Source organism: Fenollaria sporofastidiosus (assembly GCF_943169635.2).
Classification (GTDB): domain Bacteria; phylum Bacillota; class Clostridia; order Tissierellales; family Peptoniphilaceae; genus Fenollaria; species Fenollaria sporofastidiosus.
Genome location: NZ_OW968186.1, coordinates 655888 through 669767, shown reverse-complemented (window position 1 = coordinate 669767; position 13880 = coordinate 655888). Strand labels below are relative to the sequence as shown.

Genomic DNA, 13880 nt, shown 5'->3' with positions numbered 1-13880 from the left:
TCGATAAATATACTTTTAATTATATTTTCAAGTATATATTATCACAAGCTATTGTTAGCGTCAACTAACTTTTATCACAAATGGACTTTTTTGCAAAAAAATGCAGCTACTGTTTAAGTAACTGCATCTTTACAAGAAGTTTTATTTTATTTTGCTGCTCTTTCGTAGGAAAAAGTTTTTTCTCTTATACAATCCATCGCAAATAAATTTTTTGGAGCAAATGTGATTGTCTTTATAGAAGAGTCGCCTTATTTCATTTATTTCGCTTCTCTTTCGTAGGAAAAATTGATGCATTCTGCGTTGTACAGAATTTTTTGGAGTGAGGTGTGCAAGAGCACTCCGCAGCGACAAAATAATTCGAAACTAGCAGAAGGCGCAATTTTTATAGAAAGAGTTATATATTTTCTAATTGACTTTCAATATATTGATTCCTATACAAATTATAGTAAAGTCCCTTTTTAGCAATCAATTCCCTATGCGTACCCATCTCTGCTATGCGTCCTTGATGTATATACAAAATTCTGTCGCTAGTAACTATTGTGGATAATCTATGAGCAACGGTGATTGAGGTTCTTCCTTCAAGAAGTTTCTCGATTGCGTCTTGTATCCTCTTTTCTTGGTAAGTATCGACTGAGGATGTCGCTTCGTCTAGTATCAGTATAGCCGGATCCTTGATCAAGGCTCTTGCGAAGCTCACTAGCTGCTTCTCGCCTTGTGAAAGCTTTCCTCCGCCTTCACCGACGTCTGTGTCGTAGCCATCTTTGAATGACTTAACTATCTCATCTAAGCCGACCACTTCAGCGGCTCTAAGCATATCCTCTTCTGTCGCACCATCTCTACCATATAGAATGTTGTCTCGTATGCTGCCTCTAAAAAGGTATGGCGTTTGCAAAACGTAGCCTAGGTTCATTTGCACCCACTTAAGCGGCATCTGTGTGTAATCAATGCCATCGATAAAGACCTTGCCCTTTGTTGGCTCGTAAAAGCGTGACGCTATGTTAATGATGGTAGACTTACCTCCGCCTGTCTCGCCGACTAGTGCAAGCCTTTCGCCATCTTTTATCTTAAGTGAAAAGTCTTTGAGTATATAGTCCTCGTCCTTGTATGCAAAGGAGACGTTCTTAAACTCGATCTCGCCCTTCATCTGTGGAAGCGACTTTTTAGGTGCCTCAAGTGCATCGCCGTAGACCTCTTCTATCTCTTTCGTGTCGTAGACTTCTACGTCTGCTTCAAGTATGCTGTTTACTCTCTCCATAGAGGCTTGCATCGATATAAGCTCAGTTAGTACTGAGGCAAGCTGCCTAATAGGCTCGTAGATCTCTGTCGAGTACTGAACCATGGCAAAGAGCGTACCTACTGTCAAGGTACCGACTATGGCTGCCGCTCCACCATCTTTAAGTATAAAAGCTGTGGCGATGGAACCTAGGAAGGCAAGCGACGGTATATACAAACTTTGCATTGTTATTGAGTGCTTGCCGCGTCTTTTGTACCTTGCAGATATTGCCTTGAACTCTTCAAGGTTTTCCTTCTCTCTAAGCAGTGTCTTTATGGTCTTTTGTCCTTGTATGTCTTCATTTAACTTGCTTGTAAGGTCTGATGAGGCTTCCTTGATGTCCTTTTGCGCCTTCATCATCTTGCCTTGGAAGATGTAAGTAAAGGCGGCTATGAACGGCATGCTTGCTAATACATATAGCGATAACTTCGCGTTAAGTAAATACATTGTGATAAATATGATGATTAGTCTCGAAGCGCTGTCCGCCATATCGAAGAGGTTCCACGCAACTGATTCCTTGATTGACATAGTGTCGTGGACAAGCCTTGAAACTAGCCAGCCAACTTGGTGCGTGTCCATGTACTTGGCAGATAGCTTTTGCGTCTTAAGAAAGGTTTCGCTTCTTAAGTAAAGTATGACCTTTTTTTCGAATTTGCCCGCTGCAAAGCAGTAAGTAAGCTCTGTTAATGATATCATCACGACAAAGGCTAGCATCAAGATGACGAATTTCGGAAAGCCCTCTACGTCGTTTTTGTAGATGTAATTATCGATGATAAACTTTGTTAATAGCGGCCAAAACGCAAGTAGCACCGCATATATCATGTTAAGAGTCGCAACGGTTGCAGCTTCTTTCTTAAATTTTTTAACTAAATTAAATAATGTAATCCTCATCTAGTCCACCTCGATGTTTTGTATATCATAGATAGTTTTGTAAAGGCCGTCTTCGTGGATTAGCTCCTCATGTGTACCCTCTTGAACCTTCTTTCCCCTCTTCATAACGATGATCTTGTCAGCGTTCATAAGAGTTGAAATTCTGTGCGAGATGATGATCTTTGTCTGAGCTTTTTCGTTTTGGCTAAGCGCAGTCCTTATGTTGATGTCGGTTTGCGTATCAACAGCCGATAGCGCATCGTCGAAGATAATTATAGGCGTGTGAACTAGTATAGTCCTCGCAATCGCAAGCCTTTGCTTTTGTCCGCCCGATAGACTCACACCCTTCTCTCCGACAATTGTATCATAGCCATCAGGAAAGTTCATGATGTCATCGTGAATGTCAGCAATCTTAGCCGCCTTGATGATCTCTTCATCGCTCGCTTCAGGCCATCTATATGCAATATTTTCTTTTATACTCTTGTTAAATAGGTAGGGCTCTTGAAGAATGATTGACGTGTTCTCCCTTATCTTGCGCTTGGCTATAGTATTGAGCTCGACGCCATCAACCTTGATCGATCCCTCGTAGTCCATAAGCCTAGGTATAAGAGAAACTAAAGTTGATTTGCCAGAGCCAGTAAGTCCCAGTACGCCAAGCGTTTTGCCTGCATCTATACTAAAGGATAAATCCTTAAGTGCACCATGCGTCTGGTCATAGGCAAAGTTTACCTTATCAAAGACTAGGCCGCCCTTGATATCCATGTCCTTGATGCCCTTGTCAAGGTCTTCAGAGTCCATCTCTAAAACTTCGTCGAAGCGTCTTATGGCAACAGTTACCCTAGTGAACCTCGAAAGCATTCTACCTGTGCCTAAAACGACCCAAACCATGTTAAAGGCAACGGCAAAGACCGCTGTAAACTCACCTAAAGATACAGCTCCACTGCGGTGCATAAGCACACCGAAGATGGCTGTCAAAGCTATCTGTAAGAAGCAAATAAACTCGGCTATCGACCAGAAGAACGCGAAGTACTCCATGATCTTGTAGTCCTTCATCGCAAGGTCCATGTTCGCCTCTTCGAACTTTTCAATCTCGTGCTTTTGCTTAAAGAAAGCTCTTACGACCTTGTAAGACGATAGGTTCTCTTGCACTATGCTAGTAAGTCTCGCCTCCGACTTTTCGAACTCGTCGAAGGTCTTGACAACCTTCCTATCAAAAATAAAAGTTCCTACGAAAAGTATCGGTAGAAGTGCAATAGACGCTAGTGAAAGCTTCAAGTTTATTGTAAATAGCGTGATTAAAGAAATAATAATGTATGAGATATTGCCCATAAGCGCCATCATGGTAGTGGAGACAATGCTTTCAAACTGAGTGATGTCGCTTGACGCCCTTTGAAGCATGTCACCTGTTGTGATCGATGCCATGTCCTTAATGCTTAGAGAAGAAATCTTCGCATAAATATTGTCACGAATGCCCTTGCTGATGCTGTAAGTCGCTCTGCCACTCATGTATGGCCTTAAGAAGTTAAGTAACGCTATAGTAAAACTGATAGTAATGAAAGCCACTGCGATAAGGCCAAGGCGCTCCCTAACTAAGTCTCTGCCGCCTAAAAGATTTATGAATGAAATCATGATCTTGTTAGTCGGCTCCTCGCTGCCTATGATGCTGTCGATAGTCGTACCTAAGATTATAGGTATGAGCATTTGCAGTGCACTCGACATGATTTCGAATAAAAATGCTAGTAAATAAATAAATATGTATGGCTGTATGTATTTTTTAATTAGAGAAAGTTTTCTCATAGTATCACCTCGTTTACGCCATATAGTAGGTTTATTATACTACTAATTTTTTTGCTTGTCAAAGATTTGCATTCAAATGATTCGCATTCGAACGGCGCCTAAGGCTCGCGCGCTCGCTTCCTCCTTGCGGAGTACCCGTACGTACACCTCAGTCGGTCGCTCGTTATGCTTCGCCTTATCCATCCGTTCGCTCTGCAAATCATAAGTTTGGCGATGATTCTCTGTCGTAAATAAATATTTTGATGTAAAAACATATCTAGCAATAAAAATGGATACAAAGTTAATTGTATCCACCAAAATATTTATTAAATTTTATAAAATCAAATTTTTACCACGTGTCAACTAAGGTTTTAGCGTTTAAACTAAAGTTTAAACCTAAAGCCATTCTTCAAAAAAAATTTATGGATAAGGCGAAGTGAATTTTTGATAATGCTGTACAAAGTCTCTAAAACTCTTAGTTCGCAGAGAAGTTGAGATGATTTTGCGTTGTACAGAATTTTTTGGAGTGAGGTGTGCAAATGCGCACTCAGCAGCGACAAAAAAATTCGAAACTAGCAAAAGGGCTCAACTTAATGCGAAATAAGTCGAGCATTGGCAATGAAGGAACAAGCCTTAGGCGAAATTTTTTTAAGAATTAATTAGCCCTAACCATTATATCATTTATGCTAACAACCCGGTCACACGCATGCTCCAATAACTGCACATCATGACTAACAAGTATTATGCTCATGCCGTGTTTTTTCCTGTAGCTGTCAAGTAGCTCTGTAGTCTTGAGCTTAAGGTTGACATCGAGTGGCGATGTAATCTCGTCTGCTAAGAGAACTTTGGGCTGTGTTAGAAGCGCTCTAATTATTTGCGCGCGGCTAATCATACCGCCTGAGAGCTCGTAGGGCCTCTTATCCAGTGCTGACTCATCTAGTTCGAACTCGTCCATAAGCTCTTTAAGCTCATCAAGGTTTAAGTCCTTCTTTGAAAAGTGAAGTGCCTCTTTAAAGCTGTCCATAATCGTTTTCTTGCTGTCGAAGGACGAGACTGCATTTTGAAATATCAGCTGCACCGGAAAGTCTTCTAAGTTTCTTCTTTTATCTCCAACTATGGGTAGGTCGCGTCCTTTGTAGAGTATCTCTCCTTTGTCTAGGACTATGAGCCCAGCTATGAGCCTAAGTAGGGTTGTTTTGCCACTACCTGAGGGGCCAATGATGCCTAAAAACTCATTCTCATAAAGGTCTAGGTTTAAATCTGATATGGTCGGCGCGTCTGACATCTTAAAGCTCTTTTTTAAATTTTTAATCTCTAGTATCTTTTCCATATATAATCCTTGCCGCCTCTAATAATGACTTTGTATTCTCATCTGTACTTGTAAATATATCAGCTGATGTCTTGTCTTCGGTGATTTGCCCCGCTTTAAAAACACAGATCCTATCTGTTAGTTCGATCGCGTCGTAGGGGTTGTGCGTGATATAGATAAGGCTCATCTTGCTCTTTTGCATGTGCCTTTTGATTATGTCTATGGCCATGTCTGTGGACTCTCTATCAAGTGCGCTCGATATCTCGTCTGCTATCAAGAGCTCTGGGTCTCTATTGAGTATCATCGATATAACTACTCTTTGCTGCATACCACCTGAGAACTCATCTGGGTACTTCTTCGCGTTCTCTCTTTTGATGCCTATCATCTCCAAAGACGAAAGCGCCTTCTGTCTCGCTGCGCTTCTCTTCATACCCTTGGCGAAGACTAGGTCAGAGGTCATCTGATCTAGAACTTTGATGTAGGGGTTTAGTGAGTTTTGTACATCCTGTGTTATGTAGCCTATGGGCCCTTTTAGTTTATCTTTAAGTGTTGTGACTTTTTCTCCTTTATAATATATCTCGCCGTCTATGTGCGCGTTTTTTATTAAGCCAAGTGCCGATCTAAACGATACGCTCTTACCCGCACCCGAAGCACCTATGATGCCTATGGCTTCGCCGGGCGCAAGTTTAAAGTTTATATCCTTGATGATCTTCTTATCAGCTATGCTTACTGAATAATTCTTTAGCTCTATCATATGTTCACCTCGTCAAATGTGTAGTGAAAGATAAGGCTTAGGAAGAATATGCCTAGTGCCGGCCACAGTACTATGAGCGGCTTATCTATGATGTAGCCTCTGTATTGGTAGAGCATGGTTCCAAAGTCTGGCGCGGTGATGTCTGCTCCTAGGCCTATAAATGTAAGTGAAGCATATGCCAAGATGTGATTTGATGCCTTGTTACCCATAAGGTTTAGGCTCGGTGCAAGAAGCTGTGGTAGTAGGAACTTTCTCATAATGTAGGAGTTTGGCGCTTGCAGCATTCTTAGTGTATCAACGTAAGGGTCCTTTAGTATAATCTCGCTTAGTTTGTAGCTTTGATTAGCAAAGAAGCCTAGGTTTGAAAAGCCAAGTGCAAGTCCAACCGCAAGTACTGAGTCTGTGAAGACTATGGACGCGATCAAGGCGACTATGAAGGTAGGTATGATAAGCGTTAGGTCGGTTAAGAACCTGATAATGTTTAGTGCAAAGCCGCCATAAAAGCCTGCGACTATGCCTAGAAACATGCCTAAGATATACGAGACGGCGCTTGCTATCACAACTACATAGAGTGTTCTTAAAAAGCCTTGTGCCATGAGCGAGAAGATGTCGCGGCCAAGGTGGTCTGTGCCCATGATGTGCTCAGCCGATGGCGGAAGAAACTTGTTCTTGATGTCGACGAACTTCGGGTTTTGCGTAGGTATTATTGACAAAACTATCGCCACGAGTAAAATGATGACTACGGAAACTATAGCTTTTTTCATTACGCACTCCCCCTTCTAATAAAGACTTTTGAAAACACTGTGAATATTAAATGCACAAAGAACATCCATATGATGATCATCATTATGTATGTTTGTATGATTAGGTAATCTCTGTGCGCTATGGACTCGATTAAAAGTGCCGAGAGTCCCTGTATAGATAGAGCGAACTCAACAACTGAGCTGGCACCTATGACGTAGGCGCTTTGACTTATTAGTAGACCTGTTAAGCCTTGTAAGGGCTCGTGGTAGCAATACTTTAAAAGCGCTCTTTCTCTTTTGTAGCCTCTCTCAAGGTAGAAGCTGAAGAATGGCTTTTTCATCACTTCCAAGAAGTAGATCCTGACTGTTCTTGACATCGGCCCTATAAGTGGAAGGCCGACGAAGAAAACTCCGACTGCTAGACTTGCTATGGAGCCTGACTTGAAAAATTTGATAAACCTGTACTTCACTCCGAAAAAGTAGACGAAGAGTATGATGAGTATAAAAACAGGCACTGTCTGCGTGAATAATGCTAGTGCCCTTGTTAGTTTATCAAAAAATCCACGCTTCAAACTGGCAAGGTAGCCTAGCCAAAAGGCTAATATACTTGCGTATACTAGCCCAAGTAAGCCAAGCAAAAGTGAGACTGGAGCTCTTCTTAGTATTTCAGGCTTAAGATTGACGCCTGTCATGTAGCTTTTGCCCCAATCACCCTTTATAAAATCTCCTATCCAGTCTAAATACTGTGATATAAGCGGTTTGTCAAGACCAAATTCTTTTTTTAAATAGTTTACGTTCTCCTCAGTGGCAGGTAGGTTTCTTTCGCTAAGAGCCATCATCACCGGGTCTCCGCTCATAAGCCTAACTATGCCAAAGGCAATAAGTGAGCCTACGAAGAAGATCAAAAACCATTTGCAAAAAAAGTTTATGACTTTCATCTATCTAACTGTTAGTGTTGGATTTGTTACAAAGTAGTCGCCGTTCCAGATTTCATAATTCTTGATATTGTCAGAAAGCATTACGAACCAGTGTGGGTCAACTGTGTATAGTATTGGAAGGTCTTCGTAGATCTTTGCTTGAATTTCTTTTGAAAGCTCGTCTCTCTTAGCAAGGTCAGCTGTAACGCCAAGCTCGTCTATAATCTTATCAACTTCAGCATTTGAGTAGTAGCTGTGGTTCTTAACAGCGTCAGTCTTGAAGTGTTGAGCAAAGAAGTAGTGTGGGTTGCCACTTGCTGTTGGGTTTTGAGCGTATAATAATATATCGTGATTGCCCTTAGCAGCTTCTTCGTCGATGCTGTCAGCTAGTGACACGCTTGCTTCGATACCTACTTGCTCTAAGTCAGATACAAGCACTTGACCTATAACTGGTAGGTCTGGTTTCGCAGAGTATGTTAATATAGTAAGCTTAACAGGCTTGCCGCTCTTGTCCATAAGCTTGTCGCCTTCATAAGTGTAGCCAGCAGCCTTGAATTCTTCCTTAGCATTTTCTATGTCATAAGTTAATTTTTGATCGCCATTGAAGCTAAAGTTCTTTGCGAATAGTCCAGTAGGCATGTCTCCACCGCCAAGTGCGTCAATAATCTCTTGTCTATTAACAAGAAGGTCAAGAGCCTTTCTGAAGTGAAGGTCATTTAAGTGATCTCTCTTAAGATTTAAGAAGCAGTAGTATTGGTAGCCTGCGTTGTAGTCAAGCGCCTTAAAGCCCTTGTCTTTTAAGCCTACAGCTACATCATTAGTAAGACCAAAAGCAAGGTCTACTTCGCCACTTTCGTAAGCAAGCTTAAGAGCGTTGCCGTCCTTGAACGCCTTTATAGTGACAGTCTCAGGTCTAGCTTCAAAGCCATCGTAGTATTCGTTTCTTTCTAGTACAACTTCAGCGCCTGGTTTAAGCTCTTTAATCTTGTAAGCGCCAGTGAAGATGTACTTATCACCATCTTTCTTGAACATAACATTAGTCCATTCAGCAAAGATGGATTCAAGATTAACAGTAGGAAGCTCAGTAACGATGTCTACCTTGTAATCTTCTACTGGAGTGAAAGTAATCTTACCAGCAGAAGCACGAGCGAACTCGTTGTTTTCCATGATCATGTTCATAGCTTCAGAGAATGCCTTTGCATCAACTTCGCTGCCGTCAGCAAACTTAACTCCTTCGTTTAGTTCAGCTGTGAAGTGAGTTTCATCCTTAGCTTCGATAGACTTAACGAATCTCGACTTAAGAGTACCATCAGCTTGTAGTGTGTATACGTACTCGCTAATGCCGTGGTTAGTTATACTCCAACCATTGGCTCCGTCAAGTGGATCGTCACTTGAGATAACCCAAGTTTGACCAACAACAATTTCATTAACGTCAGCCTTTTCATTAGCTTCAGTTTTTTCGCTAGCATTAGCATTGTCACTAACTTCAGCTGGCTTTTCATTTGATTTGCAGCCATATGTGAACACTAGCGACAATATGACTACTAAGAAAATAAGTTTCTTCATAAAATCTTTCTCCTTTAATAAGATATAGTATAGAATTAACTGTGCTAAAAAAACTAGCCTTGCCCTGAACCGGAACAAAACTAAAGTACAAGTATCGGACTTATGCATAAATGCAAATACCGTAGCGGCACTGTGTAGGATTCTAACCTACTTCCTTGTTATATTCTATCTGAGCACATTATAACGCATAAATTTTATTAAGTCAATCAAAATGTATAAAAAAGAAGACATCATACGATGCCTTCTTGTATATAGTTTATTTAATTTCTAGCCAGTTTTTTAATAATTAATGAACTAATCTTTGTATTCACAATCAGCCAATTCAAGTTTTAATGCAAGAAGTGTTTTCCTTCGCTTGCTGGTCTACGAAAACTGATAATTTCTAAGCAAAGTATCATTGCGAATAATTTCTTTTTCATTTTTCCTCCTTGTTTTTCCTTCGTATAATATGTATTTACATATGTTCTTACTATTCATCATATCACCCTCACCATAGAAATACAAGTCTTTATGGGTATTTAACACAATTGTAACAAATCACTACTACAATCACACTGTATTTCATAAATTTATAGAAAAAGCGCTTGCTTTATGTTATACTTATCTTATTAGTTCATGCTAATGTTTATGTAACGACTATATACAAAGGAGAGAATATATGCTTGATAAATATTTATTCAAATCTATAGGCAAGGCGAAAAAATACATACTAAGCAGTGTCTTTATGATGATGCTACGCGTTGTAGGGACTGCTCTACTTGCTTTTGCCTTCGGCTCTTTAGCTGAGGCTCTTTACTCTAAAAGTACCATTGACATAAAAAAACTTCTAATAATCTTTGTCCTTGGTATTGCTATCAGGGTCCTTGCTCTATACAAGGTGACTGACTACCAATCGAACATCATTGGTGAGGTGAAGGGTAAGCTTAGAGAAAGGCTCATCACTAAGGCGGCCTCGATTGGTCCCAGCTACAAGGAGCAAATCTCGACTGCGACTCTAATCAATCTAGGCTCGGACACTATTGAGCAGCTGCAAAACTACTACGGACGTTTCTTGCCTGAGTACTACGGCGCTTTCGGTGCGAGTCTTGTTAACTTTGCTATCTTGTCATACATAGACTGGCGCGTTGGACTAGTCTTCTTAGTTTTAATGCCTATCATACCACTACTTTTGAAGTTTATCTTGACTATGGTTGGACGCATGCAAAAGAAGTACTGGCGCAAGTATCAAGATGTCGGCGAGCTATTCTTAGACAGCTTACAAGGCATCACTGCTCTAAAGATATTCAGAGCGGACATAAGGAGGGCTGAGGAGCTTGACGAGAAGGCTGAAGACTTCAGAAATGAGACTATGCGCATACTTGCTATGCAGCTAAACTCTATCACTCTTATCGAGTGGATCGCATACGGCTCATCGATTGCGTGTATATTCACAAGTCTTTATGTGTATACTAAGACTGGACTTGCTCTAAACTTTTTGATTATGATACTGATTATGTCGATGGATGCGTTTAGGCCGATGATCACTTTGACGTCGAGCTTTCACGTTGCAATGACTGGTGTTGCTGCTGGCAAGACGCTTATCGATTTTCTAGAACTAAACGAGGATGATAGAGAAGCTCAGTTTCCTAATGATAAGGATCTTAAGCTAAGTGTGAAGAAGCTTTCCTACAAGTACCCTGACGGGGACTCTTATGCGCTTAATAATATCACGATCGACTTTCCTACTCAAGGATACATCGCTCTTGTTGGTGAGAGCGGCTCTGGTAAGTCGACTCTTGCAAAGCTCATCTCAGCTGCGATGAGAGGGACGAGTGGAGATGTATTTATTGGAAGCGCTCCATATACTGAGCTTGCTTCGGCATCCATCGCCAAGAACGTAAACAGGATCACGCACAACGCGCACATCTTTGAAGGTGCTTTAAGGGAAAACATCGTCATGGCAAGGGATGATGTTAGTGACAGTGCCATATACACAGCTCTGAAGAAGGTTAATCTATATGATGAGATTATGGACAAGGGCGGCCTTGAAATGCCTTTATCAAGCGGCGGACTAAACCTTAGCGGCGGCCAAAGGCAAAGGCTTGCTCTTGCTAGAGCCATGGTCTATGACCCTAAGATCTTTATCTTTGACGAGGCAACTAGCAACATTGATATAGAAAGTGAAGAAATAATTTTGAACAATATTAAAGAGATTGCGAAGGAAAAACTTGTCATCATAGTAAGTCACCGCCTTTCATCGATTAAGGACGCTGACAAGATCTATGTCATGGCAAAGGCTAATCTCGTAGAAGAAGGTACGCACGAGACTCTTATGAAGCAGTGTGGCGAGTACAAGCGCATTTATGATGCGCAAGAGAGCTTGGAAGGAGGTCTTAACGATGCAAAGTAAGAGAGATGGATTAAAAGTAATTTCGAAGCTAGTAAAAGTTGTTAAACCTCTAAGTAAATACATGGCAGTGGCTGTTTTAGCAGGATGCATCTCCTTCCTCTTCTACACAGCCATCGGCGTTCTAGGTGCAAGGCTTATAATAGAGTACGTTGAAGGCGGCTCAAAGGCTGCATTTATCATGAAGATAATGGCTGGAGCTGTCATCTTAAGGGGCTTATTTAGATATCTTGAGCAGTACATGAATCACCTCATCGCCTTCAGAGTCTTGGCTCTATTAAGAAACAGGGTCTTCGCAGCGATTCGTAGACTCGCACCAGCCAAGATTGAGATGATGAACAAAGGTGACCTTATCAGCGCCATCTCATCTGATATGGAGCTTTTAGAGGTATTCTACGCGCACACCATATCCCCGGTTTGTATAGCGATCATCACCAGCCTTGTATATGCACTCGCCTTAGGACAAATATCTCCTCTAGCAGCAATTGTAATGCTTGTGGGTCACATAGCCATCGCCGTGGTCTTGCCAATGGTATTCTCATCTCTTGCAGGAGATGCGGCAGCTGAAACGAGACGCAGCCTTGCAAGCATCAGTAACAGCTTCTTAGATCTACTAAGAGGTATTGCTGAGATCATTAGCTTTGCTTATCAAAAGAGGGCGGTTAAAAAAGTAAACGCGCTAAACGCAAAACTTAAGACGAACCAGGACAGGCTTATTAGACAGCTTGCGGTGCTGCTTGCGCTTGAAGATATGCTGGAAGTTTTTGTAACGGCGGCTGTCTTTGTAGTGCTTGCAAAGTCTGGTAATGCCAGCTCTGACATCTTATTAGCCTCTAGCTTAACATACTTTAGCTTCGGTGCCGTAAGAGCCGTCTCACTACTTGGTAACGGCCTAGCTCAAACTCTTGCCTCAGCTGATAGGGTCATGTCTATACTTGAAGAGAAGCCTATGGTTGAAGAGATTACTAATAAAGGATACTTAAGCAAGAACGCAATTGCTTCTTACGAAGCTGATATAATCGAAGTTAATGGCATTAGCTTTGCATACAAGAGTGAGAAGATTTTGGATAATTTTTCGCTTAGAGTTAAAAATCACGAGTTCATCGGCATTCAAGGTCCGAGCGGCTGCGGTAAGTCGACTATGCTTAAGCTCATCATGCACTTTTGGAACCTCGAGGGTGGCGAGATCAAAATCGCTGGCAAGAACATCTTGGATATAAACACTGCATCATTATACGAAAAGCTTAGCTATATGACGCAAACGAGCGAGTTCTTCGAAGGCAGCATTAGGGACAATCTCTTGATAGCAAAACCCGATGCTACAGATGAAGAGCTCAAAGAGGCGCTACGCAAGGCATCTATACTTGACTACGTGAGCTCACTTAAGGACGGCTTGGACACATATATCAAGGAGCTGGGCGAGAACTTCTCAGGTGGCGAGCAGCAAAGACTGGGCCTTGCAAGATGCTTTTTGAAAGACGCAGAGATATATCTTTTTGACGAGCCAACAAGTAATTTGGATGCACTTAACGAGAGCATAATCTTAAACTCGATTAAGAAGTATATGAAGGGCAAGACCGTGCTTATGGTAAGTCATAGGGATAGTACTCTACGCATTTGTGATAATGTGATTATTTTGCGCCAAAATCGCACCTAAGGCTAGCGCGCTCGCTTCCTCCCTCAACGTACCCATTAGTACGATGTCGGTCGGTCACTCGTTATGCTTCGCCTTATCTATCGATTTTCATCGCAAAATGAACGGCTGAAGTTTATAAAAATAATATATAAAGAAGTGAAAAATGAAAACAAAAACATTTCCTATATTAAAAAATAAAATCCCCATCGGCAAGGATGAGGAAGCTGCAAAAAAGCTATTCGAAAAGAAGGTCTTTCTATTGATGACGGCCATCTACTGCGAGGACAAAGTTGCACGCAGCAAAAAGCCCATCAATAAATACTGCTTCGATGGCGAGATAGACGAGTTTATCTCATCTAGGCCGCGTATGTGGAAGTACAAAATTAACGATGAGTACTACGAGCTTGTTATGAAGGCCTTTAGGCACATAGAGCGCTGTCCGCACTCCTTCTACAAAACCTTCTGCCACCAGTGTCCGACTACTTGCTACAAGGCAAGCGATCTGGAACAGATAGAGCCGATAATGAAGTACGCCGGCAGAAAGATCATGATGAAGCATCCATTGATAGGGCTTAAATTCGTAATTAATCTCTTGATAGCAAAGAAGACAATAAAAAAATATATAGAAACAAGTGAATAATGACATGAAA

At 41.4% G+C, this 13880-nt stretch carries 10 protein-coding genes and 1 riboswitch; of the genes, 3 read left to right on the top strand and 7 right to left on the bottom strand.

The features are described from left to right. Positions 1–394: 394 nt before the first annotated feature. The 7 genes from KO172_RS03080 to KO172_RS03050 form a co-directional block, all read right to left on the bottom strand. On the bottom strand, positions 395–2164 hold the full coding sequence (locus KO172_RS03080; protein ID WP_215492084.1) for an ABC transporter ATP-binding protein: 1770 nt from the start codon (positions 2162–2164) through the stop codon (positions 395–397). Beyond that, a complete protein-coding gene (locus KO172_RS03075) occupies positions 2165–3940 on the bottom strand; it encodes an ABC transporter ATP-binding protein (protein ID WP_215492083.1) in 1776 nt (591 codons plus the stop codon). It abuts the gene before it with no gap. 634 nt (positions 3941–4574) lie between these two features. Next, positions 4575–5249: an ABC transporter ATP-binding protein gene (locus tag KO172_RS03070; protein ID WP_215492082.1), complete on the bottom strand. Its 675-nt coding sequence runs from the start codon at positions 5247–5249 to the stop codon at positions 4575–4577. Then, positions 5227–5982 carry an ATP-binding cassette domain-containing protein gene (locus tag KO172_RS03065; protein WP_215492081.1) on the bottom strand — a complete coding sequence of 252 codons (756 nt, stop codon included), beginning with the start codon at positions 5980–5982 and terminating at the stop codon, positions 5227–5229. Before KO172_RS03065 ends, KO172_RS03070 begins: the two co-directional genes overlap by 23 nt. Beyond that, positions 5979–6746 carry an ABC transporter permease gene (locus tag KO172_RS03060; protein ID WP_215492080.1) on the bottom strand — a complete coding sequence of 256 codons (768 nt, stop codon included), beginning with the start codon at positions 6744–6746 and terminating at the stop codon, positions 5979–5981. The genes KO172_RS03065 and KO172_RS03060 overlap by 4 nt, the downstream gene beginning before the upstream one ends. Further along, the gene (locus KO172_RS03055; protein ID WP_215492079.1) at positions 6746–7663 is read right to left on the bottom strand and encodes an ABC transporter permease; all 918 of its coding nucleotides are present in this window, start codon (positions 7661–7663) and stop codon (positions 6746–6748) included. Before KO172_RS03055 ends, KO172_RS03060 begins: the two co-directional genes overlap by 1 nt. Then, positions 7664–9208, bottom strand: a complete 1545-nt coding sequence (locus KO172_RS03050; RefSeq protein WP_215492078.1) for an ABC transporter substrate-binding protein — start codon at positions 9206–9208, stop codon at positions 7664–7666. A gap of 69 nt (positions 9209–9277) precedes the next feature. Then, positions 9278–9412, bottom strand: a riboswitch (cobalamin riboswitch). A gap of 454 nt (positions 9413–9866) precedes the next feature. Between KO172_RS03050 and KO172_RS03045 the strand changes: the two genes are divergently transcribed. The 3 genes from KO172_RS03045 (at position 9867) to KO172_RS03035 (ending at position 13870) form a co-directional block, all read left to right on the top strand. Next, entirely contained in the window at positions 9867–11597 is a 1731-nt protein-coding gene (locus tag KO172_RS03045; RefSeq protein ID WP_215492077.1) for an ABC transporter ATP-binding protein/permease, read from the top strand. Beyond that, the gene (locus KO172_RS03040; RefSeq protein ID WP_215492076.1) at positions 11587–13251 is read left to right on the top strand and encodes an amino acid ABC transporter ATP-binding/permease protein; all 1665 of its coding nucleotides are present in this window, start codon (positions 11587–11589) and stop codon (positions 13249–13251) included. The genes KO172_RS03045 and KO172_RS03040 overlap by 11 nt, the downstream gene beginning before the upstream one ends. 142 nt (positions 13252–13393) lie before the next feature. Further along, positions 13394–13870, top strand: coding sequence for a nitrous oxide-stimulated promoter family protein (locus KO172_RS03035; protein ID WP_215492075.1), 477 nt, complete (start codon positions 13394–13396; stop codon positions 13868–13870). Positions 13871–13880: the final 10 nt, after the last annotated feature.

Excerpts from the sequence above, each read along its gene's own strand:
- KO172_RS03080 (WP_215492084.1), bottom strand. The coding sequence starts at position 2,164 with ATGAGGATTACATTATTTAATTTAGTTAAAAAATTTAAGAAAGAAGCT.
- KO172_RS03075 (WP_215492083.1), bottom strand. The coding sequence starts at position 3,940 with ATGAGAAAACTTTCTCTAATTAAAAAATACATACAGCCATACATATTT.
- KO172_RS03070 (WP_215492082.1), bottom strand. The coding sequence starts at position 5,249 with ATGGAAAAGATACTAGAGATTAAAAATTTAAAAAAGAGCTTTAAGATG.
- KO172_RS03065 (WP_215492081.1), bottom strand. The coding sequence starts at position 5,982 with ATGATAGAGCTAAAGAATTATTCAGTAAGCATAGCTGATAAGAAGATC.
- KO172_RS03060 (WP_215492080.1), bottom strand. The coding sequence starts at position 6,746 with ATGAAAAAAGCTATAGTTTCCGTAGTCATCATTTTACTCGTGGCGATA.
- KO172_RS03055 (WP_215492079.1), bottom strand. The coding sequence starts at position 7,663 with ATGAAAGTCATAAACTTTTTTTGCAAATGGTTTTTGATCTTCTTCGTA.
- KO172_RS03050 (WP_215492078.1), bottom strand. The coding sequence starts at position 9,208 with ATGAAGAAACTTATTTTCTTAGTAGTCATATTGTCGCTAGTGTTCACA.
- KO172_RS03045 (WP_215492077.1), top strand. The coding sequence starts at position 9,867 with ATGCTTGATAAATATTTATTCAAATCTATAGGCAAGGCGAAAAAATAC.
- KO172_RS03040 (WP_215492076.1), top strand. The coding sequence starts at position 11,587 with ATGCAAAGTAAGAGAGATGGATTAAAAGTAATTTCGAAGCTAGTAAAA.
- KO172_RS03035 (WP_215492075.1), top strand. The coding sequence starts at position 13,394 with ATGAAAACAAAAACATTTCCTATATTAAAAAATAAAATCCCCATCGGC.